This window comes from Microcoleus sp. ARI1-B5 (assembly GCF_036705795.1).
GTDB lineage: Bacteria > Cyanobacteriota > Cyanobacteriia > Cyanobacteriales > Microcoleaceae > Microcoleus.
In genome coordinates, this window is the sequence record NZ_JAUBVK010000007.1 from 271301 (window position 1) to 295372 (window position 24072).

Here is a 24072-nt window from a genome sequence, read left to right on the forward strand (position 1 = left end):
CGGTTTGTCGTATTATATCCGACTTTCCGACATTTCCGACAAGATTCCGACATTTCCGATCGGATTGTCTGGTGAAAGTGCCGACATTTCCGACATACAAGAGTTAGCTTTTGCCTGACAATATATACAAGGACTTAATAATTCTTCATTATTCCTCTAATCGGTCAAGTATGAATACTTATACAGTCATCATGCTAGGGCCACGCGGCTCAGGCAAAACGGTATTTTTAGCCAGTATGTACAATCAGTTATGTACGCAGGGAGAAGGAGGCTTTTTTCTGGAGGTTGACAGTGTAGAGAAAAGCAAACGATTACACGATCTTTATACAGAAATAGCTTTTGAAGAAAAATGGCCAATTGGAACACGACGCAGCGAAGTATCAGAATGGACTTTCACTTGTCACGTACAAACGAAGGCTCTGCCTATCTATCCGGCTTGCAAGTTCACCTATTTAGATTATGCAGGTGGTTTGTTAACTGACCAGACAGACGATCCTAAATTCAATGAGCAAGTCAAGAAAGCAGATGCTTTACTTGGCTTGCTGGATGGTCAAAGACTTTGTGCGCTGATGCAAAATGAAACAATAGGTCAAAAGTGGGCCGTCAACGAGCTACCTAGAATTCTCAGCATCATGCAAAAGACTAGCAAACCGATCCATTTTATAATCAGCAAGTGGGATATTGTAGAAAAGAAATACACCCTCGAACAGATACGGGATTGTTTGCTAAAAATTCAACATTTTAAAAATTTAGTCTCTACTTATAACAAGGCTGGAAAACCAGTTCGATTAATTCCTGTTAGTGCAGTGGGTAAAGATTTTGTTACTCTGAAACCAGATGGCAGTATGGAAAAAAATCTTAGCGTATTACCTAAACCCTTTCAAGTAGGAATTCCTTTGGCTTGTGTCTTGCCTGATATAATTCAAGCTGATTGCAAAGAGGCCATAGACAAAATGAGAGAACAAGCTAACCGTCCAATAGAAGTTAAGGCAAATCTACAATGGTGGGAGCAAGTAGGTCAAGTTGTTGGCGGAGTGCTGAAAGCAGGGCAAGACATCTTACCTATTCTATGGGACTCCCTGCCTATACCTAGAAAATATAAACCCTTGCAAGATGTAGTCCTAAAGATGGTTGAATTTGCTAGTAAATATGCGGAAGCACCAGCCAAACAAAAGCAAGAAGCAGCAGATAGAAGAGCCGAAGAGTTACGTCAGGAACGAGAAGAATTATTCAAAAAAGTAAAGAATGAAGAAACCGCCTTCGACTACGCTCTTAATTGTTTCTTATATTTTCAAAATGACCTCGACCGCAACTTTCCAGCATCAGATTTAAGATTGCCATGAAAGATACTACAGCTTGGAGTTTTTTGGTTGGTTGTAATCAGTCTCTTGACTACCTAACAGTGGTCGCCCCAAATTTTATGTGTGAGGCTGGTATAGCTGGTTTACTTGCTAGAGTAACAGAAGGAGACTTGACGGAAAAAGGAACAGCATTCTACCGAGAAATTCATAACTCTCAAGTCGGAGATATAACTTTAATTTTCCGAGTAATAGAGGCAATAGCAGAAGATATCGGCATCTCAGGTAACGGCGTTCTCAAAGACCTTTTTGGTAGAGAAATTTATTTAATAGAAGGCATCGCTCTCAAAGGAATAGTACCAAATATTGTGACGAATGCGAACAATATTGAAGAAGCTCACAAGCGGGTTTTAGGAGATTATCGTAAGTTTTGGAAGGCTGAGGATTCGGTTTCTGCTGTTGCTTCAGACTCTTTTACATTGCAGAGCCAAGGAGAAGAAACGGGTTTAAAATATATCAAACTTAAGCCTTACGTCGCAGGTAATAAGGTTGCAGTTACTAAGTGGCAGCGCCTGTATCCAGAACCACAGCGTTTTGAAGGTGCAATTCACTCTATTGCAATTTTTCCAGATGGAAAAAAAATTGCAATCCGATATGACGATCGCAAGATTGTTGTTTGGAGCGTGCAGGACAAACAAGAACTCTATTTCTTGTCAACTTTAAGGGGGCTGACAGGAGGCTATCCAACTCCGATCGCGATCGACCCCACAGGACATTTCCTTACAACTGCTATGATTGAGGGTCTACATCAAAATCAAGTCAAAGTGTGGCACTTGGATGCAAAGGAACCTAAAGATATCGGAAGCTTAGGAAGAGGTAATACTCATAGAGTTACATCAGTAGCCTTTACCCCCGATAGTAAAACAGTGATTATTGGGAGTGCTGATGGTAGGATTAAGTTGTTAGATGCCCGATCGGAAGGGCTAGAAATTGCCACACTGTCAAGCCATGCTGGGGAGGTAAAATGTCTGGCTGTTGATTTGAATAATTGGCTTCTTGCTAGTGGGAACAGCAAGGGAGAAGTTAGCCTCTGGGATTTAGGAACTCACAAACGAGTTAGACTTATTCAAGAACATTCGCTGCCTGTTAATTCATTAGCTTTTAGTCCAGACGGTAAAACGCTTATTAGTGCAAGTGATGACCACACAATCAAGTTTTGGAATGTAAAAACAGGCGATAATTCTAATGTTTTGAAATTCGATTATGAAATTACATCAGTAGTTTTTAGCTCTGATGGGAATTTGTTTGCAACTGGAGACTACGGCGGTAATATCCAGATTTGGGATTTCCAAAGTAAGAAAGATATTTTTAAGGATCGCGTACATTCCGCAGCAGTTACATCAGTAGTTTTCAGTCCCGACGGGCGTACTCTGATTAGTGGCAGTAAGGATAGTACAATTGCAGTGTGGCAGCAAATATAGACTGAACTTCCGGCTGATCATTGAAGTAATAAATCAGGATGTTGGTATCGAGAAGATATTTATTAATCATCCCCTTCTTATCTAAGTTGTAACTGAAATTCCAAAGCATCCACACGCTTAGGCAAAAAACCGCGCCATCTCTTTAAATTTTTTCTCGGCAATCTTTCACTACTACCCTCAGTCTGGGTTGTTACCCGATCGCGCATCAAAGCTGACAATACATCTAAAAGCTGCTGTTGCTCGTCAGGAGTGAGACTTTGAGCCTGACTCAGTACCTCGCTCTAAGTAGACATAGGCTTTATGTTGAGATTTTTGGGCTGATTGTCATTATAGCAATTTAGGATCGAGGGAAGTGCGATCGCCCTTATCTTCCCCAAAGTGCGATCCGGTTATGCTATATTATAAGTAGATACGTTTTGTATATACAAAATCATGCAGTTTGAATGGGATGAAAATAAAAACGCCCAAAACCTCAAAAAACATGGCATTAGCTTTGAAGAAGCTCAAGAAATCTTTGACGGAATCGTTTTTAATGCCATTGATGAGCGTTTCGACTACGGAGAAATCCGAGAAATCAGTATTGGTGCCATACAAGGTGTCGTTATCGTCACCGTAGCGCATACTGAAAGAAATGGAGCTATCCGCATCATCTCTGCAAGAAAAGCCACTCGTCAAGAAAAAAATACCTACTATGACTATCTCGCCCAAACGACTTGAAGAATTAGAAAATATTCCCGAATCCGCAATCGATACGTCTGATATTCCTGAATTAGATGCGAATTTTTGGGGAAAAGCAAAACTCGTAACACCACTGACAAAACAAGCTATTTCTTTAAGAGTTGATAGCGATGTATTAGATTGGTTTAAAAACCAAGGAAAAGGTTATCAATCTCTGATGAATGCTGTGCTGCGTTCTTATGTTGAACATCACGTAAAAAGCAGTGAATAAATGTGCGATCGCCCTTTTCTTCCCCAAAGTGCGATCGCCCTTATCTTCCCAAAGTGCGATCGCCCTTATTTATAGACATCACCGCGAGAACCAATCTGAGTCACAACATATACCTAGTTATCCGTATCTTCTACAAAAAGTATCGGATATTTACCCACTCGCAGCCGGAACTCAAGACGACCTTTGAGAGGCTTAATGTCAAGTCCTGTCGAGTCTGTCACCAGCGCATCTAAAGCCTTAACAATACGCACTCGATCGTCCAGTTGCATCCGTTGTAAATACCGCTGTGCTGATTTTAGGAGAATGTAGTCAGTCACTTTTTTCTCCGAACAGCTTCAACTTAAGTTCTTTTGAGGAGATTCCCCGATCGCGCCCCGCGAAATAATCTGCCAATGCTGCTTGACTTTCCGCTATCTCTTGGGCTGAAACCACCTCATCATCGCCTTCAACTTCCACCCCCTGATGAACGATCTTTCTCAATTCCTCTAATAATCGGAGTTGGTCAGACAGGGCGAGGCGTTGAACTTGAGTCAGTACCTCATTATAAGTCGGCATAGACTTTTTGCTGGTATTTTTTAGCTCTAACTCTAATATATACTGATTTTGGCTGGAAGCGCGAGATCCCATTTCTTCCCAAAGCGCGAGATCCCATTTCTTCCCAAAGCGCGAGATCCCTTATCTTCCCCAAAGTGCGAGATCCCTTCAGTTAATCATAAATTTCTCTCCGGTGTCCAATCTGGTGAATAGTAATCACCTTTAAATCATCATCAAAAGAATAAATTACGCGATAATCACCCACTCTTAACTTAAAGAAACCTGCCAGATGAGCCGACAACGGCCTAGGAGTAATTTGTTCAAAATTTTCAGCCAACCAATTGATTTTATTACCTATACGCTCCTGCACAGCCTGAGTCAATCTTTCTTGGTTAACCAGAGCTTCTGCTGTCAACTCAACCGAATAGCTCATTACGATTTTAGGCCGAGTTTTTGATAAACTTCCCCAGGTTCGACGCTACTTTCTCCTGCTTGTTTGCGCTTCATTGACTCTAACAATTTCAGCTTGACTTCTTCCTTAACTTCTAAACCTGCATCAGGATCGCCAAAATATTCTTCTAAACACTGTTCCACGGTATGCCGAATTAAGTCCCGCAATTGCTCAACAGTCATGTCTTTGACTTGCATTTTAATCTCCTAGTCTGTGGGATTATCAATAAATAATAGCAACTTTAGTTCGGAGAAAACAGAAATCGCCCTTGTCTCCCAAAGTGCGATCGCTCTTAACTGCCTAATTCAGCCTCAAACGGGTTAATGAGCGTTAGTTCAGCAATCCATTGAAAATCCTGTATATTTCGCGTCACAAGAGTCAAACCGTACACCAAAGCGGTTGCTGCAATAATAGCATCGCCAAGTGTCATCCTCCTCATTTGTCGCAGTGTCACAGCGCGATCGAGTACAGCTTGGGAAATAGGTAAAACCTCAACCACCCCAAATAATTCCTCAAAGTGTAGGCGAGACTCTTCAGTTAGTCGGTGGTAGCCAAGCACTTCAACATAGCTAACTGCTGATACTGCTATTTCGCTCTCGCTAATAAATTGTCGAATCTGCGCGTGTTCCGGTTGAGAAGCATAGATAATAATGTTACTATCAAGTAGCATCATTCATCCCTACCAGGAAGGGGACGATCTTGACGCATCTCTCGCTGCCATGCAACCGGATCTGTGACTTCTGCAAAAGTCTGGCTCGCAGCCAGTTTTTCCAAGATTTCAACTATTTTTTGACGGCGAAGATCCGCACTTATACTTGAATTTTCCTCTAACAAAGTCACGTAAACTTTCAGCGGGCGATCGCTCTGTTGCGGAGCATCGTTCGTCCACTCTAAAAGCTTGCCTTTCAGTAAAGCCTCAAATGTGCGTAGCATAATCGATACCAGCTTCTTTCTGACTTTTATATCATAGCTCTCTGACGGAATTTTTCGCAAATCTCAGTCTATCGAGTACGCGCGGCGTAGCTATCCCGTAAGTAATCGCTCTAATACACTTGACGACGATGAGCAATCACAGTCACAACCACCCGCTTTGGCTCATCATCAATGTAATAAACAACCCGATAATCTCCAACGCGATAGCGATAGTATCCAGCTAAGTCGCCTTTCAGTTGCTTAATATTTGGATGACTGCGAGGGTCAGTTTTCAACATCTCAAAACATCGCTCTAGCTTGCGTTGTAAAGAAGCTGATGCTTCTTAAAAAAACTCCTGAGCATCAAATGAATAAAAATCCCGATTTTAATCAGTATTTTCGTTTGAGTTGCTCGACAGAAGTCACCTTACCTGCTGCTACATCTGTTCTGGCTTTATTAAAAGCTTCAAGAAAACCGGGAATTTTCAATAATTCGATCGTAGCTTCATTGATTTCACGTTCTTCTAAATAAGCTAAGAAATCAGCAGCAACGCTCAGCCGTTCAGGAGATAAGCGATCTATCGATTGCTTGAGGTTCTGGCGAAGTTCTTGAGTTTTCATAGTTATAGCTCTTGAAAATTATTAGAGCTACCTGTTTAATTTTACCAGATCGTCTGAAATTTTGCTCAGGCGAGATCCCTTTTCTTCCCAAAGTACACGCGGCGTAGCTATCCCGCAGGCGATCGACCTTTGTCAAGACCGCCCCATGCTAACCTCGATCGCAAATAGCTGTCAGCCCATGAAAACCACAACTTACTTCGAGGAATAAGTAATTGCCAAACCTCCACAAATTTAACGCGAAAAGTAACACCGTATTGTATAATCAAAAACGCTCCCTCGCCCAACCGCAAACACTTGACAACTAATCACCTCAAAAGTTAACAAATTAATAGATAACACTCCTACAGCAATAATGTCATACCTCATATCATTTTCCTACGGTATTTGCCTGCTACTCTCCCTCATAGGTTGGGGAAAAGCCCTCAACCACATCCTGTTTCCCAACCAGCGAATAGACTGGGGACAAAGAGCAGCTTGGGGTCTAGCTTTTAGCGTTATAATTGGCGGCCTCTTCAATGCAACCTGGACTATTTCCCCAACCACAATTCTAATTTTTTTAGGTTTGGGACTTGTTTACTGTCTAGTAGACTTAGTAAATCACAGACAATTAATTATTAGCAATATCTTGCAGCTATTTGAAGAAGGCCGCCAAGATAAAGTCATCTTAGGAGGCATTGCCATAGTTAGTCTACTGATTTTAATTCAATATGCCGGATGGCTTTATACAGGCAGACTAAACATTGCCAACATGGTCTATGCAGACGGGTTTAATACCAGCGACGACTACCACGCCTACTTAGTATTTCCCCACAAAATGCTGCAACTCGGTTCGATGGGCCCAGACCCTTTCAGCGAACGAAGAATAGTATCTTTGGGGGGGCAGTCATTTCTCCATACATTGATTTTAAGCGGACTTTCCGACACTAATTTAAACCTCATAGATCCCGCTTTACCCCTGATAATTACTGTCGGACTAATTGTTGGGTTTTTCAAAGAAAATAAAGCCTCAACCAAGCGGATAATCTTCACAATTTTATTCTTGCTTTTGATTGCAGTTCCCAAAGCTAACACTACAAGTATCATGCTGCCAGTAGCTTTATTTGTAAGTTTGTTCAGGACGCTTGACAGCAAAGAAATCGAGCGCAACCATTGGGCGGCAAATGCTTCCATATTAGCTTTAATTGCGGCGGCACTTTGTGCTTTGAAATCATCCCTAATTCCCGCCTGTGTCTTTCTGTTTGCAGCGAGCTACATTTTCTACTTAATGAGCTCGGAATCCAAACAAAAAGTTGTATTTGAATTAGTGCTGACAACAGTATTAGTCGGAATATTTCTGCTGCCTTGGATGATTTCGATGTATCAATCATCCGGCACTCTATTGTATCCTCTTTTGGGAAAAGGGTATCACGCCTCCGCCTACGGCATTACCTTCAAATCAGCTTCGACGCTGTTGGGGACTGCTAAAAGTGCGATCGCATCTTTCCGAGGCATTTACATTCTTATACTGATATTGCTCGGCTGTTTGAGCTTGAGCGTTCGGCCTTGGAAGTTTGGCAATTTACCCGAAGAACGGTTCTCGAACCGCCAAGCTGCTTTATCTATGACAGTTGCAGCCGGATTGGCAACAGTTGCTGTAGGCGTACTTACCGAAAATGCCGACCCTTTTCGCTATTCGTTTTCTCACCTATTCCCAGCAATTTTAATATTGATTGCGGTAGCAATGACCGACACGGGAGCATTAAATAAAAACGGAGCCGCCAACTTTTTTATTGTTGCTGTATTTTGTGCGGGTCTGGCAATTAGCTATGATTGGGATATCACCAAACAGACTTATTCAGCTTATGTTAAAAATATTAAATTTGGGCTGACAAATCCATCGTTAGTTACAGCAAAGCAAAAATCGCAGTACGCAGCAATGCAGCAGTCTGTGCCACAGGGAGAAACCGTTTTAACCCGACTAGATGCGCCTTTTATTCTCGACTTCAAACGCAATCAAATTTTCCTGGCCGACTGGCCGGGGGGAGCAAGTTTGCCGCCAGGTATGCCTGCATTCAAAGGCCCTGAAGCCTTAGCAAACTATTTAGTTTCAAAATCTATTCGATACATAGCTTATTCGTCTTGGAGTATCAATCATCCCGCAGATGTAGATACTTCTGGCCCTGGATTGTCATCTTGGTTTCGACTGCAAGCACAACTCTCTCACGACTTTCGGGATAACGTGCAGCAACTTGCAAAAACTCGAAAAAAACTTTATGAAGACGGAGAAAATTTTGTGCTGGATTTGGCAACTAAATTATAAAGTAAGGTGTGCAGTGAGTTGACAGTTGACAATTGACAGTTGACCTGGGACAGCTTGCACGTTCGCGTAGTCGAAGTGTTATATCATGTCCGGTCAATTAACCGTAATATTGTAGTACCGCCTTATCCAGGAGATAACTCAATACGCTTGGGTTAAGATTGTCCGAAGAGAGGAACGAAGCAATCTCCGTGTCTATTTTTCATAGGTTTTCCCTGTTGGAATCTCTGATCCCAAGCGTATTGGGAGATAACTAACTCGGACATGATATCAAATGGGATTTTTTACATAAAAGAGCAGATTGGATATCAAACCGAGAAGCCGGAAATGTCGAGTAGAAACTTGAGCATCTGCTGGCAGCATCTTTAACACATCTTTCTCGGATAAAAGGTTGAGATTTTCCTCTTTGGCGAAAAAGTGCTTGCCGAGCAATCTCAGCAGAGCTCGAAACCAAGAGGAGGGAAGCCAGTGTATTAGGGGAACAGCAGTGTGGAATTCTACGGGATACCAGCGGTTGGGAGTGGTGATGCAGCAAGTTTTGCCGACGCGGCAAAGTTCCCGAACAAAAGCTTTTTGCTGATCCCGACTGCCGACGTGTTCGATTACGGCAAAACTGACTACTAAATCAAAACTTTTGTCTGGAAATGGCAAACTCGACCCGTCAGAACGGACGTATTTTAAACCGGGATATTCTTCTTCTAAAAAGGCAGCATCTTCCATGCCGACTGCGGTGATTTGGTGGGGGTACGGATAGAGTTTTTCAAAGAAATTGCAGTCTTCGCGGCGGTCGGAAGTTACTCCTACATCCAGCACAGTTGTGTCGGCGCTGGGATTGGCTAATGCCATGAGTAAATCGAACATTTTTTGGCGGGCGTACCAAGATAGTTTAGTGGCGAAACCGCCTAGCTTGGGGCCAACATACTCGCTGGAGTTGTTTTCAGTTACTGTCATAGGATTTGAGGTTTTGGATGCACTGATTGCATGGGTGAAGCCTGATTTTTCGCGACAGATTTAACACAGCATTTTGCACATTCAATCATCTTTGCTAAAAGTTGTCACAACAAGATGTGAGATTGAATTATTTTACCTGCGCTTCAAGCTCAGGACGCTGAGAAAAAAGCTGGAGAGAACCATCTGCAAACCGACTGTCAGGCACGTGAGCGAGGGAATAACTAAACGCAGAGTTTTAGAAGGGTCTAGAGAACCGAAAGCAGTTTCGCTCCAGATAGTTAATGACAAGAACGAGCCAACTATTCCGATTAATATCAGCGTGACTCCGACAATCAATCCTGTCTCTAAGCTAACATACCGAAATATTTTATTGAGTTTGGGGTCTTCGGGCAGGAGTTTCTCGCTGATGGCGAAAACTTTGGTGAAGAAAGCGAAAGTTACTGCTTGAAAACCGACGATAATTGCGATCGCAGCATAAAGCAGCGTATGTACATCAAAGCTGATACCCCCGATTTGTTGAGTACCGGGCAACAGCCAAATGCCAACTATTAGACCCAACATCATCAGCGCAGTACCGGGATACAGAAACAGCCACCGGGGACTGTACAGCAGCAAAAATCGCAGGTGCCGCCAGCCATCTCGCCAAGTTCGCAGGTGCGGCGGGCGGCTGCGGCCGTCGGGAGAGAGTACCGTTGGGACTTCAGCGATGCCCAACTTGTACAGAGATGCTTTGACGACCATTTCGCTAGCAAATTCCATCCCCGTTGTTTGCAAGTCGAGTTTCAAAATTGAGTCTCTCCTGAAACCTCTGAGCCCGCAGTGAAAGTCGCCGGCGGGACTTGAAAAGAATAGCCGCCCAACCCATGTCAGCACCGGATTTCCTAAATATTTGTGCAGCGGCGGCATTGCACCCGGTTTGATGCCCCCTTGAAAGCGGTTTCCCATCACTAAATCGCAGCCTCCCCGCAATTTTTCGACAAAGGCGCCGAGGTTGGAAAAGTCGTAGCTGTCGTCAGCGTCGCCCATGATAATATAAACTCCGCGCGCCGCTACGATGCCTCCCATCAGGGCGCTGCCGTAGCCTTTGGCTGCTACGGGTACGACTCGGGCCCCCATTCTGGTGGCGATATCTTGAGAACCGTCAGTGCTGCCGTTGTCTGCTATGATGACCTCGCCGGCAATATTCAGTTCGCGCAGGGACTTCTGTGCCTTCTCGATGCAGATTTCTAAAGTTTCTGCCTCATTGAGGCAGGGCATGAGTATCGAGAGTTCGAGAGTGTATTCCCCGCTGGTGTTGGTCTGTTCTGCCATATGTTTGTTCCAGGCGTGGCTGGCGATCGACAATACTTGCTTTTCCAGTATCTCTGCTTAAAATATTAGTGGTGAAGAAAACTCAACAAAACTTAATTAAAGTTTTTCCGGTTTTTGGCAATGGCAATTTTTGATGGTAATATAGGTTAGTGAACTTATGAATAGAAGCGTTTTTCTAGTTTTGCTCGCTGCTATTTTGTGCAGTGTTGTGGGTCAATTTAGTCTGAAAGCAGGAGCTAAAATTTTAGGGCCGATTGGCGCTGCTAATTTAGTTGAAAAAGTTATAGCAATGGCAACTCAGCCTTTGATAGTTGGAGGTCTGTGTTTGTATGCAGTTTCTTCGATCGGGTTTATCGTAGTTTTGTCTCGCGCCAACATTAGCATAGTCTCGCCTTTACTGTCAATTAGTTACTTGTTTACTGTTTTGGGCGGCAAAATTGTATTTAACGAGCCTTTACCGCCGCTGCGGTTGGTAGGCGTGGCGCTGATTATGACGGGAGTAATTTTTGTACTCAGAGGTCAGGCTGGGGGAGTGACTGGCGGCAACTAATACGATTTTAGATTTTAGATTTTAGACTTGAAGATTGAAGAATTTTAGATTAACTCCACAGATGAATCGGGGAGCTTTAACTGAGGTCTTAAATTTGGAGTTTTCCAGGAATTAAGTCCGGGTTGGTATCGGTTTTGGGGCGGTTGAAAGGGTGTAGTTGAGTCTTTTATTACAAAATAATGCTGCTGTATGTCTGTGTTCTCTGAGTCTGTGAATCCCAATCAATTATTGAGCGATCGCACCGCCGTTCTTGCTACTATGCACCAAAAAGAACGGGTGATGGCTCCCGTTTTGGAACGAGAATTAGGCGTCAACATCCTAGTACCTGCGGATTTTGATACTGACACCTTCGGCACGTTTACGAGAGAAGTTAAACGATTAGGAACTCAAATAGAAGCTGCTCGCCAGAAAGCCGAGAAAGCTCTAGAAATTGCGGGCGAAACTCTGGCATTTGCCAGCGAAGGTACTTTCGGCCCTCACCCAATGATGCCGTATCTGCCAGCTAATAGAGAAATCGTACTTTTATTAGATCGAGCTAACAATCTCGAACTTGTGGGCGAATCTTTGTCCGTGGAAACTAACTACAGTCACCAGCTAGTTGTCAGTATAGAAGAAGCCGAGGATTTTGCTAAAAAAGCTGGATTTCCAGAACACGGACTGGTGGTTGTAGTTGGCGATCCTGCACTCGGGAATGGTGAAATTGTCAAGGGCATTGCGACTGAAAAAAAACTTTTTGATGCTGTATCAGCAGGCTTAACAAAATCGTCAACTGGCAAAGTTCACGTCGAAACAGATATGCGGGCGATGTACAATCCAACTCGGATGAAAAACATCGAAAATGCAACTCTCGATTTAGTTAAAAAATTCAAGCAATTCTGCCCGGAGTGCGGTTGGCCGGGATTCGAGGTTGCTGATAGGAAAATCGGGTTGCCCTGCGGACTTTGCTATTTTCCGACTCAGCTAGCGCGAGCGACAATTTATAAATGCAAAAACTGCGGTTATACTAAAGAAGAACTGTTTCCCGACGGTCGAGAGACTGCCGCTCCCGCTCAGTGTCAGTATTGCAACCCTTAAAATTAAGTTACTAATGATAGCCGTAGAAACAGAACGCAACTGGAAACCCGTTATTAAAGAATTTGAGGCTGTAGTCGGCAAAAACGGCGTAGTGCAGCGCCGCGAAGAATTGATTGTTTACGAGTGCGACGGGCTAGCCAGCTACCGCCAGCGCCCCGCCGTGGTGGTGTTGCCGCGAACTACGGAGGAAGTGGCGCAGTTGGTCAAAATATGCGATCGCAATTCCATTCCCTGGGTAGCTAGAGGCGCAGGCACCGGGCTTTCCGGCGGCGCTTTACCCGTAGAAAACTGCGTGCTGATTGTCACAGCCCTGATGCGAAAAATCCTGAAAGTAGACTTAGAAAATCAGCAAGTAGTCGTACAACCGGGAGTAATTAATAACTGGGTAACGCAAGCAGTTAGCGGCGCAGGTTTCTACTACGCGCCCGATCCTTCCAGTCAAATTATTTGTTCGATTGGCGGTAACGTTGCCGAAAATTCTGGCGGCGTGCACTGCCTCAAATACGGAGTCACAACCAATCACGTTTTAGGATTAAAATTGGTCGTTCCCGACGGTTCAATTGTCGATGTCGGAGGCGAAATTCCCGAAATGCCCGGTTACGATTTAACTGGTATATTTGTCGGTTCCGAAGGCACTTTAGGCATCGCCACAGAAGTTACTCTGCGAATTCTTAAAGCCCCCGAATCGATTTGTGTTCTGTTGGCAGATTTTCCTAGCATCGAAGCAGCGGGCGAATCGGTTTCCGATATTATCAGCGCCGGCATTATTCCCGGCGGCATGGAAATCATGGACAACATCAGCATCAATGCTGTAGAAGATGTGGTGGCAACTGGTTGTTATCCCCGCGATGCGGCGGCGATTTTACTCGTAGAAATCGACGGTTTAGAAGTGGAAGTTGCTACAAACAAGCAGCGAATTGCGGATATTTGCAAGCAAAATGGAGCGCGAAATATCACGACGGCTCACGATCCAGAAACGCGGATGAAAATTTGGAAAGGGCGGAAAGCTGCTTTTGCGGCGGCGGGTCATCTCAGCCCTGATTATTACGTGCAAGACGGCGTAATTCCGCGCACGCAAATGGCTTATGTTTTGAAAGAGATTGAGGGTTTGAGCGAGAAATACGGCTACCGAATTGCGAATGTATTTCATGCAGGAGATGGGAATTTGCACCCGCTGATTCTGTACGATAATTCGGTAAAAGGTGCGCTGGAAAAGGTGGAAGAATTGGGCGGGGAAATTCTCAGGCTGTGCGTGAAAGTTGGCGGCAGTCTTTCGGGGGAACACGGGATTGGTGCTGATAAGAAGTGTTTTATGCCGGATATGTTTTCGGAGGTAGATTTGGAGACGATGCAGTGGGTGCGTCAGGTGTTTAATCCGAAAGGTTTGGCGAATCCTGGGAAGATGTTTCCGACGCCGAAGACTTGCGGAGAAGCGGCGAGGGCTAAGGTTGAAACTATGAAGAAGTTGGAGGGTGCGGAGGTTTTTTAATTCCACGGATAACACGGCGGTTGAAACCGCCGTCTGCTGCATCTACAAACAATTTTTATTATGGCTAACTACACTAATGTGCGATCGGCATTTTGATAGTAAATTCCGTGCCCTTGCCCAATTCCGAAGTACAGTAGAATTCGCCTTTGTGTCTTTCTACAATAATTTGATAGCTAATTGACAAACCCATGCCCGTGCCTTTACCAACGGGTTTGGTAGTAAAAAATGTATCGAATATGCGCTGCTTAACTTCCTCCGTGATTCCCGGCCCGTTGTCAGCAATTTTGATTTCTACAAAAGTGTCGCTAACTTCCGTGCAAATCATAATCTGGCTGGGATTCTCTGGGATTTCTTGAAAAGTTTGCTGACTATTGACATCATCTAAAGCATCGATCGCATTACTGAGAATATTCATAAAAACTTGATTTATTGGGCCCGCGAAACACTCGACAAGCGGCAAGTTTCCGTATTCTTTGACAATTTGAATTGGCGGCATTTCTCCGTTTCCTTTCAAACGGTGATTGAGAATTAACAGCGTGCTGTCAATACCTTCGTGGAGGTTAACGGGTTTCATCTGTGAATCGTCGTGCCGCGAAAAGTTCCGCAGCGACTGAACAATCTGGCAAATCCGCTCGACGCCTACACTCATTGAAGACAGGATTCTGGGTAAATCTTCAGTTAAAAAATCGAGTTCATTGTCTTCTGTTTCCTGTTGAATCTCCGCGACTGGATTGGGATAGTGCTGTTGGTAAAGTTCGAGGAGGTGCAGCAAGTCTTGAGTATAATTTTTGAGATGAGCGAGATTGCCGTGAATGAAGCTGACGGGGTTGTTGATTTCGTGAGCGACGCCGGCAATGAGCAATCCCAAACTCGACATTTTTTCGCTGTGAACTAATTGGGAATGAGTGGTTTTTAGTTCGTCAAGTGCTGCTGCTAGTTGAGCTGCTTGTTCTCTGCTTTGCGCTTCGGAATTCTGCAAGGCTTCTTCGGCTTGTTTGCGATGGGTGATGTCTCTCTGCACGCCGATGAAATGAGTTAATTTCCCAGTTCGATCGCGCACGGGAGATATTGAGAAACAATTCCAGAAAGCGGTTCCGTCTTTGCGGTAATTTTTTAATATTACCTTGCATTCGCTCTCTGTTTGCAAGGCTTGGCGGATGATTTCTAGCGCCTCCGAGTCGGTATCGCTTCCTTGCAAAAATTGGCAGTTTTTCCCGAGAATTTCTTCCCGCCGATAACCTGTCATGCTTTCAAATGCGGGATTGCAATAAATAATTGGATATTCTGAGTTAGTTGCGTCAGAAATCGTAACTCCGGTGCTGGTAGCTGCCATAGCCCGATCGTACAACCAAAGCATTTCTTCTGCGCGCTTGCGATCGGTAACGTCCCGCAGCGTAGCTAAATAAGCCATTTCTCCCTCCCATTCCGTTTCCACCACCCGCATTTCTACTACACCATTTGCTTTGTGCTTGCGAATAGCTTCAACTTCTGTTTGCACGACGCGAATTCCTGCTGCCTCTGTTTCTCCAACTTGGGGAATAATATCCGCGTCCATTTCAATGTCGCAAGCTGAACCTTCTACTACCAAAGTCCCAAAAAATTCTTTGCCTAAAAGTTCCTCTGCTTTGCAGTTAAACAGCGCTTCTGCTGACGGGTTGGCAAAACAGACAAGTCCTCGCTTGTTGACGATTGCGATGCCGTCGGCATTTTTTTCGATCGCATTCCGAAACCGAGATTCGCTAGCTTTCAAATCCTGCTTTAGCTGTTCCATTGCTATTTGCATCTGCTGCTGTTCGCACAAACTAACACTATAAGCTTCTGAAATGCTTGCCTCTGCCGAATTATCGGCTAAATTTTGGGGCCAATCTTGATAGTTTGCTCGCTCGGTCATTTTTTTAGCAGTTATTTTCGAGGTACTGCTAATATTACTGAGCTTATTTTCTGAATCTGCTTCTTGAAAATACATATTTAAACCCTACCCAATTCTTTTTTTAATTCAAGTGTTGCGCTCGCCCAATTTTACGGCAAATTTATGGACAGAACAATTTACACCCGATGCTAGCACATTACTTTTAGAATTCATCCTAAAATATCGTTAAAATTCAAGATCTATCTCCATCGAACGATCTATTCCACTTGAGTAAGTAATTTCAACAACATCGGCATTTACCTAGTAGGGAGACGAACTATTAAGGCGAGTAATGGCTTCAATCCCTCTCGCAGCGGACAAAATAACAGGAGCGACGCGCCAGTTATAAATATTTAGAAGCAACTGCCAAGTATAAAATATTATATAAATTTTGAAAAAAATACGCTGACCAAAAAGCAGGCTCATCTTTGATATAAAAAATAATCACAATTACCAATTACCAAATCATGTCGCTGCCGCCAGATGTGGTATAGAATGTAACCTGTCTATTTTTGCGATCGCAACTTCAAACCAATGGCACGTCTAGCACTTCTGAGCGTATCCAATAAAACCGGGCTAATCGACTTAGCGCGCAGTCTAGTAGAAGAATTTGAATTTGACATAATTAGCAGCGGCGGGACAGCAAGCGCGCTCAAAGAAGCAGGAATCCCAGTCACCAAAGTTGCGGAATATACTGGTTCTCCCGAAATTTTGGGAGGGCGAGTCAAAACACTTCACCCCCGAATCCACGGAGGTATTTTAGCGCGCCGCGATGTAGCGCAAGACATCGCAGATTTAAGCGAAAATCAAATTCGAGCGATCGATCTAGTTGTCGTCAATTTGTATCCCTTTGAACAGACAATTGCCAAACCGGGTGTAACGTTAGCAGACGCAATTGAGCAGATAGATATCGGCGGGCCCGCGATGCTGAGAGCTTCCGCCAAAAACCACGCTCATTTGACAGTTTTGTGCAATCCCGAACAGTACAATACTTATTTAGCAGAACTTCGGCAAAACGGCGGGGAAGCATCCTTAGAGTTTCGGCAAAAATGTGCCTTAGAAACATTTCAGCATACAGCTAATTACGATCGCGCGATCGCAAATTATCTCAGCAGCCAATCCGAGCCAGAATCGAAGCTACCAGAACAGTTTAATTTATCAGGAAAAGAGCTGCAAACACTCCGCTACGGCGAAAATCCCCACCAAGCAGCCACCTGGTATCAAAGCGGAACTGTACCCACAGGCTGGACGACTAGCACCATCCTGCAAGGCAAAGAATTGAGCTACAATAATTTAGTAGATTTAGAAGCAGCAAGGCGGCTGATTGTAGAATTTCCAGAAACTCCCGCCGCCGCTATTCTGAAGCATACAAATCCTTGCGGTACAGCCTTGGGAGCGAGTATTTCCGAAGCGTATCAAAAAGCTTTTGACACCGATTCAGTCTCAGCTTTCGGCGGAATTGTCGCCCTCAACCGCCCGATTGATGCGGCTACCGCCACTGCGCTAACTCAAACATTTTTAGAATGTATCGTCGCCCCGGGCTGCGAACCGGAAGCGGAAGAAATTATCAAGAAAAAGGCGAAAGTTCGAGTATTAATTTTGCCGGATTTGACTCAAGGGCCAGCGCAAACTGTTAAAATTATTGCAGGCGGTTTGCTGGTGCAAGACTCGGACAATGCAGTAGAAGAAACTAGCAAATGGCGCGCAGTTACACAGAAGCAGCCGACTGCGGGAGAGTTGGAAGAATTGCTGTTTGCTTGGAAAGTCGCGAAACACGTTAAATCGAATGCGATCGTTGTCACGCGCGATCGCACTACAATCGGTGTCGGCGCCGGACAGATGAACCGCGTGGGATCGGTTAAACTAGCATTGGAACAAGCAGGAGAGAAGAGTAAAGGAGCGATTTTGGCTAGCGACGGCTTCTTCCCCTTCGACGATTCAGTAAAAACGGCTGCTGAGGCCGGAATAATTGCGATCGTCCAACCCGGAGGAAGTATGCGCGATAAAGATTCGATCGCAGCAGCCAACCAACTCGGAATCACAATGGTTTTCACCGATATCCGCCACTTCTTGCATTAGGAATAATACCTAGCAATTCTCAATTGTGTAGACTGTTATAGGGATATAATAGTGTTCATTGGTCTTAACTCGGGCCCGAAAGACCGCCAGGGACTTAAGTCCCTGGCTAATAGCTGAAGTCCTCGCTATGAGGACTAAAGAACTCATCAGTCCTCTTGAGAGGACTTTCGCTATTAGACAGGGGTTTTAACCCCTGGCGGACTGTGGGTTTCACGCGATTGTTGACATCAATAAAAACTGTTATATCCTACCGAAGTATATTCCTACCAATTTTCCAGTTGCGTCCTTAAAAAAATTATGACTTACACTCAACAGCAAATTCAACCCCAAGACGTAAAAGTTAAAATCCTGCTAATCGGCGGACATCAGTGCACCGTCATTCTCAAATCAGACACACCATTATTGCACAGCCTTGTCAAAACATTAGTCGATCGCACGCAACCAACACCCGGTTTTTCCACATTATTCCAAATCCCCATAGACGACGGGCGTTCCAGCCTTTCCTTTCCCGCCGAACACCTAATCGGATTAGTCACAGAACCCCCAATTTACTTGCAGCAAATGCAACCGCTGCCGCCAGCAATTCCCGTACAAATTCCCGCAGAAATTCCCGCAGAAATTCCCGCCCCTGCGCCTGTAAATGACGACTTAATATCTCGCTACGCCCAAATAGACAACTTTCTCACCGCCGCAGAAAAGAACAAACTAATCAAATACGTTTTAGCAAAAGAATCCGAATTTGTAACTACCAGCACCTCAACCAATGCCGAAGATTACCGCCGTTCGATGGTACTCCACTCCTTCCCCGAATTTTCCGAACTGATGGTTAATCGCATTAAAGGAATTCTCCCGAACGTGCTGCGCAAATTAAATATCCCATCATTTCCGCTTGGTGACATTGAAGCTCAGCTAACTATGCACAATGACAACAACTTTTATAAACTTCACAACGATAGCGGCTCGCCCGATACCGCCAGCAGATTTTTTACTTACGTTTATTATTTCAATCGAGAACCTAAGGCTTTTTCCGGTGGCGAATTGCTGATTTACGACAGCAAAATCGAGAACAACTTTTATGTTGCAGATGAGACATTCAGAACTGTTGAACCTCGCAATAACAGCATCGTATTTTTTCTAAGCCGCTATATGCACGAAGTTTTGCGAGTTAGCTGTCCCTCGAAAGCTTTTGCTGATAGTCGCTTTACTATTAATGGCTGGGTGCGGAAAGCAGATTGAGACTTGTTGCATAAATATTTTATGAATAGCAAAACCGCAGATTTAAGGCAGATGCAACGGAGATAAACGCAGATAATTTCAAGATAAAACGGCGGTTGAAACCGCGTCTACAAAAACACTCACGCGACGGGAGCGGGTTGAAGAATGGACGGTTAACATTACGTTTTTTTTCTGGACACGGCATTTTCTTCAGTCTGCGGAGGCGGACGAAAGTTTGTATAGACGCCGTTTCAACCGCCGTCTGCATCTCCCACGATGCGATTTTTATTCCTGTGCTCCGGCATTTTTCAGCAATTTCGCCACAGTGGAATAACCTTTAAATTCAGCTAACATTAAAGCTGTATAATTTCCCGGGTTTTTGTGATTTAACTCTGCACCAGCGGCGATTAAAATCTTGACTGCATCAGCATAACCCCGATGGGCGGCCCACATCACAGCAGTTGCGCCCGATTCATCCAGCAAGTTGACATCCGCGCCTTTTTCGACTAATATTTGGACGATCGCCACATAACCGCGATCGCACGCCTTCATTAAAGCCGTCTTCCCCAAATCCGCCGGGATATTCGGATCTGCACCGCCGTCAAGCAAAGCCTTAACCGTCTCGGTATGTCCGTGAAAAGCAGCCAGCGTCAAAGCCGTCTCCCCAAAGTTTTTAGCATTCAGAAAATCAGCCTGATTTGAGTTTACTTTTTGCAGCAAAGCCGATACGATCGCACTGTGACCGTGAACAGCCGCCACCAGCAAAGGCGTATCGCCCAACCGATTTCTCGAACCGACATGAGCGCCTCGGTTTAAGAGCAATTCCACCACATCTTCGCAGCCTTCAACCACCGCAAAATTCAAAGCAGTTTCATCATCTCTGTCCTTAGCGTTGATATCGGCGCCAGCATCTAGTAATATATGTGCGATCGGCAAATTGCCCCCAGCAGCGGCAGCCATCAAAGCCGTGCCCCCATCTCCATTTTTCACATTCGCATTAGCGCCTGCACCCAGCAAAGCCCGCACCGCATCAACATTGCCCAAATCCGCAGCCAAAGTTAAAGCAGTTTCCCCGTCTTTGTCGCGAGTTTCCACATCAGCACCAGCAGCCAACAGCGCCTCGACAACCGCCAAATTGCCCGCCGCCTGTGCCTGCATCAAAGCAGTTTTGCTCTCTAGATTTTTAACATTAGCATCTGCGCCGCGAGCGAGCAAAATTCGGACAATTTCAGCGCTACCTTGACTGACAGCTAAAAATAGCATAGAATTGTCAGCAACAGCACCCGCATCAGCCAAAGCTTTGACAACAGTTTCGTGCCCGGATAAAGCCGCTATTTTCAAAGCCGAATCTCCATCTTTATCTCGGACATTCACATCAGCCTTAGCATCAAGTAAAAGCCGCACAACATTGATATCGCCTTTGAGAGAAGCCGCCATCAAAGCCGTACTTCCATCATCATTTTTAGCATCAACATCAGCACCCTCAGCCAACAACAGCCGCATAACATCAGCCTGTTTGTGAGCCGCCGCCAGCATCAAAGCCGTCAGCCCAAAACGCCTGCTCGCATGGTTGACATTAGCGTCATTGTTTAGTAAAATACGCACGATTTCCGTATAGCCCTTTTGGGCGGCAAACATCAAAGCCGTCGTCCCCTCAGAGTCTTTGGCGTTAGCGTCAACGCCCTTGGCGAGTAAGGCTTGGACGTGAATAATGTTGCCAGTCTTGGCGGCTTGGATCAATACAGCGTCTTGTTTAGTGGCAGGCATAATAGTCTCTCATACCGTATATTTGTACCGTCGCACGAGACGGACTTACTGGTATGCTAAGTTTTATGAAGTATGTTTGCTAATCCTGAGAACACTATGAATCTGGAAATTCCGCAGTCTGTGAAAGTTTGGAGCCAATTCTTCCACCCAGTTTTAATGTGGGTATTGCTAGCAATCTCATTTTATGCTTTGTATCTGGGAATTCAAATCCGCCGTACCAGAAGTGCGGAAGGCGAAGTCAAGAAAGAGTTAATTAAGGGCAAATTCAATATCAAGCACCACCAGATGGGTGCTTTGCTGCTAGCCTTAATGGTAACAGGCGCGATCGGCGGAATGGCCGTCACCTACATCAACAACGGCAAACTATTTGTCGGCCCGCACTTGCTAGCAGGCTTGGGAATGACCGCAATAATTGCGATCGCAGCCTCGCTGACTCCTTTGATGCAAAAAGGTCAAAATTGGGCGAGATACACTCACATCTTCCTGAATGTGGCGCTGTTGGGGCTGTTTGGCTGGCAGGCGGTAACAGGTGTGGAAATCGTGCAAAGGATTATCAGTAAAATGTAACGGTTAGGGTAATATACCCGTTTTCAGGTAACGACACGGCAATGCCTTTGGGAAAGTGTCAATTTAAGGTCAAATGTATTACCGGTCTACTGTTTGATAATTAGGCGCTGATCCCCCCGCAGGAAGAGCCCCCTACTCGACCCCTACTCCCCTTCAACCAGGGGGGGAAAAGAATCTTGTCAAAGTCAACCCCTACTCCCCTGGTTGAAGGGGGATTTAGGGGGATATAGCCTAGGGGATAAACGAGATTTATCAAGCGTTTGAGGCTGAAGTTGACACCAATGTACACGGCGCCGTGTCATCTATTTCATCCCCTTAAAAACTATCCGCGCTGTAAATCCGAGTTATTCTCATTGCAGCCTTTTATCTGATTCCTATTCTCTCTCTCTTTGGGCTTAATTCTCCGAGTCAACCGCCAAGTACCAAAGCCAAAGCCTGCGCCGAATAACAAACTGAAGAAGAGAGATAATACAAAGGGATGGGGCGGTAAAGATGTAGAAAAAGGTGCTATTGGAACTTGCGTTATCAGAGGATAACTGCTGGCAATGATTCCGGCTACACCGATGCCTGCACCGATGCCTGCACCTACCGATTGAATCGTGTTTTGCAATTCGGCATCGCTTTTTCTTTCTGTTAGCTCAAACTTGGCCTGTTGTTTTTGACCTTCCAATTCCACAATTATTCGGATAGTTTCAATCATCTGTTGAAACAATTGCCGTCCTGCGGTAAGATAACTCATGTTGATTTTAATCTGTTTCTGAAACATCTGGCAACTCCCAGTCAAAAAATCTTGGATAAAATCTAAGTTATCTGTTCCTTCGATGCTGAAACTGACAATTTGTTTGTGGTAGTAACTATAATTTTCAGCATTCGTTTCAATTGTAGTCAGGTGAAGTTCTATATCTCGCAAATAGCGGGCATACTCAAACCCGATTTGGGGAAGTTGAATCAGCCAATCCTCCAGTTGTTTCAGTCGCTCTTTTGGCTCTGACTTTAACTTGCTAAACTCTTCCACCTTCTGTTCTAATTTGCTGTACAGTTTCCTCGCTTCCTCGTTGCAGCGCTGCGCTTGGTAATAGGTGTAAATGATTTTAGTCCGACAGCATAACAAATTCAGCAGCGGACGATAATAATAACCACTATCCTCTAACTCGGAAGTTTTTTCATCGGTATCTAACCAGACTAGGATATGGCAGTTTAAACTGGGATTTTCTTGAGCATTGTCAAATTCAAAAATCGGACTACCGAGAAGTTGGCCCTGTGCAATTAAATAGGGTTTGGGCAGGCTTTGTACATTTTGAAACAAGGCTTCTACACAAGCTACGGCTAATTCTTGATGATTACCAGAAAAATCAACTGGCTTGGCAAATAATACCAACGTTTGTCCCAGTGATGCTTGGATATTATGGGGTAGCAGACAACCTTGAAAATTTAGATTTTTTAGTTGGTTGATTTCTAGTGTATCTGCGGCTAGCAGCGTCAAGTCAAGGGCGTAAGTGTCATGCAGTTGCACCGGATAAATTGCGCCTTCTAGGGGTACTTTGTCCGGTTGGCTGAGAGTCGTGAATGGTAGGATTTTATTACCATCGGACTCATAAAGTTCTAAATAGTCGCTTGGTTGGCTATTTTGGCTCTTTTTGTTGGCAAGGTATTCGGGTAAAGAATCGAGTTTTGGATTGGTTTGCAGTCGGTTTCCCAAGGCAACGCATTGCTGCCATAAATGGTCGGCATAGTCTACAGTTTGTTGGTCGCCTTTGGCAAGGTTGTTGCACAAGTGAAAGGCAAACAGCGTTAGTTTTGGGTTGGCAAGTTTGCCTGTCAATTGAGTGCTATTCATCACCTACATCCCAATACAGTTTAGATAAGACACGTTATATTATAATAATCAACCCAACTTGTAGGGGCGGGTTCGCCAACCATTCATGGTAAAAACCAATAATATTATAAACCCGCCCCCGCCCACCAACAATATAAATGTACGATGAATTTATGGTAAAATGTTGGCGGAAACCATGGCGGGGATGGGGCGGGTTTATGAGGTTTTTGGTTGGTTTTATAGATGATTGGTGAACCCGCCCCTACAGGATTTTGGGAGGTTTTTTATGAATTATACCATAATTTATGGGTAAAATGTTGACGGAAACAATGGCTGGGATGGGGCGGGTTTATGATATTTTTGGTTGGTTTTATAGATGGTTGGTGAACCCGCCCCTACAGGATTTTGGGAGGTTTTTTATGAATTATTATACCACACCCAATAAAAATGTATAAACCCTAAAATTTGTCCCATCGAATTGGCGGTTGCTATAATTTAAACCGCCCTGTCTTCTATTTTGACTGGTTGGGGAAACTTTCTTGAATGGCATTTAATAGCGTTTCTCTGGCAGATTTGCGAGGAGGAGGCGGTGGTGGTGGATTTAATTTAGTGCTTCCGGGAACGCGATCGCCCTCTGTTAATTCCGTTAATGGAGTTTCTGCCGCAGACAATTCTTTGCGAGTCTGGCGCAATGCTTGTTGAATGTCGGCGTACTTCGCACACCATTCAATGATATCATCAGCCAGTTCGTCTTCTGTTTCTCGGAAATTATCTTTCGATCGCTCCAAATCTTCATGTCTGT

At 44.6% G+C, this 24072-nt stretch carries 24 protein-coding genes and 1 pseudogene; 11 read left to right on the forward strand and 14 right to left on the reverse strand.

The features are described from left to right. Positions 1-170: 170 nt before the first annotated feature. The 4 genes from QUB63_RS14255 to QUB63_RS14270 all read left to right on the forward strand — a co-directional run bounded on the left by QUB63_RS14255 (position 171) and on the right by QUB63_RS14270 (position 3728). Positions 171-1343 (forward strand): hypothetical protein, encoded by a 1173-nt coding sequence (locus QUB63_RS14255; RefSeq protein ID WP_332945906.1) that lies wholly within the window; start codon positions 171-173, stop codon positions 1341-1343. Continuing rightward, a complete protein-coding gene (locus QUB63_RS14260; RefSeq protein ID WP_332945907.1) occupies positions 1340-2779 on the forward strand; it encodes a WD40 repeat domain-containing protein in 1440 nt (479 codons plus the stop codon). Before QUB63_RS14255 ends, QUB63_RS14260 begins: the two co-directional genes overlap by 4 nt. Positions 2780-3211: 432 nt before the next feature. Beyond that, positions 3212-3496: a BrnT family toxin gene (locus tag QUB63_RS14265; protein WP_332945908.1), complete on the forward strand. Its 285-nt coding sequence runs from the start codon at positions 3212-3214 to the stop codon at positions 3494-3496. Then, on the forward strand, positions 3471-3728 hold the full coding sequence (locus tag QUB63_RS14270; protein WP_332945909.1) for a BrnA antitoxin family protein: 258 nt from the start codon (positions 3471-3473) through the stop codon (positions 3726-3728). Before QUB63_RS14265 ends, QUB63_RS14270 begins: the two co-directional genes overlap by 26 nt. Positions 3729-3841: 113 nt before the next feature. On the opposite strand, the gene QUB63_RS14275 is transcribed toward QUB63_RS14270, so the two are convergent. From QUB63_RS14275 to QUB63_RS14310, 8 genes and pseudogenes are all read right to left on the reverse strand, one after another. Then, positions 3842-4045: a type II toxin-antitoxin system RelE family toxin gene (locus QUB63_RS14275; protein WP_332945910.1), complete on the reverse strand. Its 204-nt coding sequence runs from the start codon at positions 4043-4045 to the stop codon at positions 3842-3844. Continuing rightward, positions 4038-4355 (reverse strand): hypothetical protein, encoded by a 318-nt coding sequence (locus QUB63_RS14280; RefSeq protein ID WP_332945911.1) that lies wholly within the window; start codon positions 4353-4355, stop codon positions 4038-4040. The genes QUB63_RS14275 and QUB63_RS14280 overlap by 8 nt, the downstream gene beginning before the upstream one ends. A gap of 79 nt (positions 4356-4434) precedes the next feature. Next, the gene (locus QUB63_RS14285; protein WP_332945912.1) at positions 4435-4695 is read right to left on the reverse strand and encodes a type II toxin-antitoxin system RelE family toxin; all 261 of its coding nucleotides are present in this window, start codon (positions 4693-4695) and stop codon (positions 4435-4437) included. Then, entirely contained in the window at positions 4695-4910 is a 216-nt protein-coding gene (locus QUB63_RS14290; RefSeq protein ID WP_332945913.1) for a hypothetical protein, read from the reverse strand. The genes QUB63_RS14285 and QUB63_RS14290 overlap by 1 nt, the downstream gene beginning before the upstream one ends. A gap of 95 nt (positions 4911-5005) precedes the next feature. Continuing rightward, positions 5006-5386 carry a type II toxin-antitoxin system VapC family toxin gene (locus QUB63_RS14295; RefSeq protein ID WP_332945914.1) on the reverse strand — a complete coding sequence of 127 codons (381 nt, stop codon included), beginning with the start codon at positions 5384-5386 and terminating at the stop codon, positions 5006-5008. After that, positions 5383-5646: a hypothetical protein gene (locus QUB63_RS14300; protein WP_332945915.1), complete on the reverse strand. Its 264-nt coding sequence runs from the start codon at positions 5644-5646 to the stop codon at positions 5383-5385. The genes QUB63_RS14295 and QUB63_RS14300 overlap by 4 nt, the downstream gene beginning before the upstream one ends. Before the next feature lie 110 nt (positions 5647-5756). Further along, positions 5757-5948 (reverse strand): annotated as a pseudogene (locus QUB63_RS14305) (type II toxin-antitoxin system RelE family toxin); the annotation flags it as partial. Between the two features lie 67 nt (positions 5949-6015). Continuing rightward, the gene (locus tag QUB63_RS14310) at positions 6016-6246 is read right to left on the reverse strand and encodes a hypothetical protein (protein WP_332945916.1); all 231 of its coding nucleotides are present in this window, start codon (positions 6244-6246) and stop codon (positions 6016-6018) included. 352 nt (positions 6247-6598) lie between these two features. Here QUB63_RS14310 and QUB63_RS14315 point away from each other — a divergent pair, with 352 nt between their 5' ends. Continuing rightward, positions 6599-8545, forward strand: a complete 1947-nt coding sequence (locus tag QUB63_RS14315; RefSeq protein ID WP_332945917.1) for a hypothetical protein — start codon at positions 6599-6601, stop codon at positions 8543-8545. Positions 8546-8812: 267 nt separating this feature from the next. Here the strand turns inward: QUB63_RS14315 and QUB63_RS14320 are convergent, their stop codons facing one another. Next, a complete protein-coding gene (locus QUB63_RS14320) occupies positions 8813-9493 on the reverse strand; it encodes a class I SAM-dependent methyltransferase (RefSeq protein WP_332945918.1) in 681 nt (226 codons plus the stop codon). A 132-nt stretch (positions 9494-9625) separates the two neighbouring features. Then, positions 9626-10804 (reverse strand): glycosyltransferase family 2 protein, encoded by a 1179-nt coding sequence (locus tag QUB63_RS14325; RefSeq protein WP_332945919.1) that lies wholly within the window; start codon positions 10802-10804, stop codon positions 9626-9628. A gap of 157 nt (positions 10805-10961) precedes the next feature. Here QUB63_RS14325 and QUB63_RS14330 point away from each other — a divergent pair, with 157 nt between their 5' ends. The 3 genes from QUB63_RS14330 to glcD all read left to right on the forward strand — a co-directional run bounded on the left by QUB63_RS14330 (position 10962) and on the right by glcD (position 13917). Beyond that, entirely contained in the window at positions 10962-11354 is a 393-nt protein-coding gene (locus tag QUB63_RS14330) for a transporter (protein WP_332945920.1), read from the forward strand. Positions 11355-11543: 189 nt separating this feature from the next. Next, on the forward strand, positions 11544-12428 hold the full coding sequence (locus QUB63_RS14335; RefSeq protein WP_332945921.1) for a DUF6671 family protein: 885 nt from the start codon (positions 11544-11546) through the stop codon (positions 12426-12428). A 13-nt stretch (positions 12429-12441) separates the two neighbouring features. Next, positions 12442-13917: a glycolate oxidase subunit GlcD gene (glcD, locus tag QUB63_RS14340; protein ID WP_332945922.1), complete on the forward strand. Its 1476-nt coding sequence runs from the start codon at positions 12442-12444 to the stop codon at positions 13915-13917. Positions 13918-13990: 73 nt separating this feature from the next. Here the strand turns inward: glcD and QUB63_RS14345 are convergent, their stop codons facing one another. Then, entirely contained in the window at positions 13991-15883 is a 1893-nt protein-coding gene (locus tag QUB63_RS14345; RefSeq protein ID WP_332945923.1) for a PAS domain S-box protein, read from the reverse strand. 477 nt (positions 15884-16360) lie between these two features. Between QUB63_RS14345 and purH the strand changes: the two genes are divergently transcribed. Together purH and QUB63_RS14355 are read left to right on the forward strand one after the other, a co-directional pair. Continuing rightward, positions 16361-17905: a bifunctional phosphoribosylaminoimidazolecarboxamide formyltransferase/IMP cyclohydrolase gene (gene purH, locus QUB63_RS14350; RefSeq protein WP_332945924.1), complete on the forward strand. Its 1545-nt coding sequence runs from the start codon at positions 16361-16363 to the stop codon at positions 17903-17905. Positions 17906-18202: 297 nt separating this feature from the next. After that, complete coding sequence (locus tag QUB63_RS14355) at positions 18203-19141, forward strand: 2OG-Fe(II) oxygenase (RefSeq protein WP_332945925.1); 939 nt, start codon at positions 18203-18205, stop codon at positions 19139-19141. 264 nt (positions 19142-19405) lie between these two features. Here QUB63_RS14355 and QUB63_RS14360 read toward each other — a convergent pair whose 3' ends face one another. Continuing rightward, positions 19406-20887 carry an ankyrin repeat domain-containing protein gene (locus tag QUB63_RS14360; RefSeq protein WP_332945926.1) on the reverse strand — a complete coding sequence of 494 codons (1482 nt, stop codon included), beginning with the start codon at positions 20885-20887 and terminating at the stop codon, positions 19406-19408. A 96-nt stretch (positions 20888-20983) separates the two neighbouring features. Between QUB63_RS14360 and QUB63_RS14365 the strand changes: the two genes are divergently transcribed. After that, positions 20984-21454, forward strand: coding sequence for a DUF4079 domain-containing protein (locus QUB63_RS14365; protein WP_332945927.1), 471 nt, complete (start codon positions 20984-20986; stop codon positions 21452-21454). Between the two features lie 322 nt (positions 21455-21776). Here the strand turns inward: QUB63_RS14365 and QUB63_RS14370 are convergent, their stop codons facing one another. Together QUB63_RS14370 and QUB63_RS14375 are read right to left on the reverse strand one after the other, a co-directional pair. Next, positions 21777-23291, reverse strand: a complete 1515-nt coding sequence (locus QUB63_RS14370) for a hypothetical protein (protein WP_332945928.1) — start codon at positions 23289-23291, stop codon at positions 21777-21779. 491 nt (positions 23292-23782) lie between these two features. Continuing rightward, on the reverse strand, positions 23783-24058 hold the full coding sequence (locus tag QUB63_RS14375; RefSeq protein WP_332945929.1) for a hypothetical protein: 276 nt from the start codon (positions 24056-24058) through the stop codon (positions 23783-23785). Positions 24059-24072: the final 14 nt, after the last annotated feature.

Bases quoted from the DNA above. Each gene is read 5' to 3' on its own strand.
- QUB63_RS14300 (WP_332945915.1), bottom strand. From the start codon at position 5,646: ATGCTACGCACATTTGAGGCTTTACTGAAAGGCAAGCTTTTAGAGTGG.
- QUB63_RS14265 (WP_332945908.1), top strand. From the start codon at position 3,212: ATGCAGTTTGAATGGGATGAAAATAAAAACGCCCAAAACCTCAAAAAA.
- QUB63_RS14260 (WP_332945907.1), top strand. From the start codon at position 1,340: ATGAAAGATACTACAGCTTGGAGTTTTTTGGTTGGTTGTAATCAGTCT.
- QUB63_RS14295 (WP_332945914.1), bottom strand. From the start codon at position 5,386: ATGATGCTACTTGATAGTAACATTATTATCTATGCTTCTCAACCGGAA.
- glcD (WP_332945922.1), top strand. From the start codon at position 12,442: ATGATAGCCGTAGAAACAGAACGCAACTGGAAACCCGTTATTAAAGAA.
- purH (WP_332945924.1), top strand. From the start codon at position 16,361: ATGGCACGTCTAGCACTTCTGAGCGTATCCAATAAAACCGGGCTAATC.
- QUB63_RS14365 (WP_332945927.1), top strand. From the start codon at position 20,984: ATGAATCTGGAAATTCCGCAGTCTGTGAAAGTTTGGAGCCAATTCTTC.
- QUB63_RS14310 (WP_332945916.1), bottom strand. From the start codon at position 6,246: ATGAAAACTCAAGAACTTCGCCAGAACCTCAAGCAATCGATAGATCGC.
- QUB63_RS14355 (WP_332945925.1), top strand. From the start codon at position 18,203: ATGACTTACACTCAACAGCAAATTCAACCCCAAGACGTAAAAGTTAAA.
- QUB63_RS14315 (WP_332945917.1), top strand. From the start codon at position 6,599: ATGTCATACCTCATATCATTTTCCTACGGTATTTGCCTGCTACTCTCC.
- QUB63_RS14345 (WP_332945923.1), bottom strand. From the start codon at position 15,883: ATGTATTTTCAAGAAGCAGATTCAGAAAATAAGCTCAGTAATATTAGC.
- QUB63_RS14285 (WP_332945912.1), bottom strand. From the start codon at position 4,695: ATGAGCTATTCGGTTGAGTTGACAGCAGAAGCTCTGGTTAACCAAGAA.
- QUB63_RS14320 (WP_332945918.1), bottom strand. From the start codon at position 9,493: ATGACAGTAACTGAAAACAACTCCAGCGAGTATGTTGGCCCCAAGCTA.
- QUB63_RS14270 (WP_332945909.1), top strand. From the start codon at position 3,471: ATGACTATCTCGCCCAAACGACTTGAAGAATTAGAAAATATTCCCGAA.
- QUB63_RS14255 (WP_332945906.1), top strand. From the start codon at position 171: ATGAATACTTATACAGTCATCATGCTAGGGCCACGCGGCTCAGGCAAA.
- QUB63_RS14325 (WP_332945919.1), bottom strand. From the start codon at position 10,804: ATGGCAGAACAGACCAACACCAGCGGGGAATACACTCTCGAACTCTCG.
- QUB63_RS14330 (WP_332945920.1), top strand. From the start codon at position 10,962: ATGAATAGAAGCGTTTTTCTAGTTTTGCTCGCTGCTATTTTGTGCAGT.
- QUB63_RS14370 (WP_332945928.1), bottom strand. From the start codon at position 23,291: ATGAATAGCACTCAATTGACAGGCAAACTTGCCAACCCAAAACTAACG.
- QUB63_RS14335 (WP_332945921.1), top strand. From the start codon at position 11,544: ATGTCTGTGTTCTCTGAGTCTGTGAATCCCAATCAATTATTGAGCGAT.
- QUB63_RS14290 (WP_332945913.1), bottom strand. From the start codon at position 4,910: ATGCAAGTCAAAGACATGACTGTTGAGCAATTGCGGGACTTAATTCGG.
- QUB63_RS14280 (WP_332945911.1), bottom strand. From the start codon at position 4,355: ATGGGATCTCGCGCTTCCAGCCAAAATCAGTATATATTAGAGTTAGAG.
- QUB63_RS14360 (WP_332945926.1), bottom strand. From the start codon at position 20,887: ATGCCTGCCACTAAACAAGACGCTGTATTGATCCAAGCCGCCAAGACT.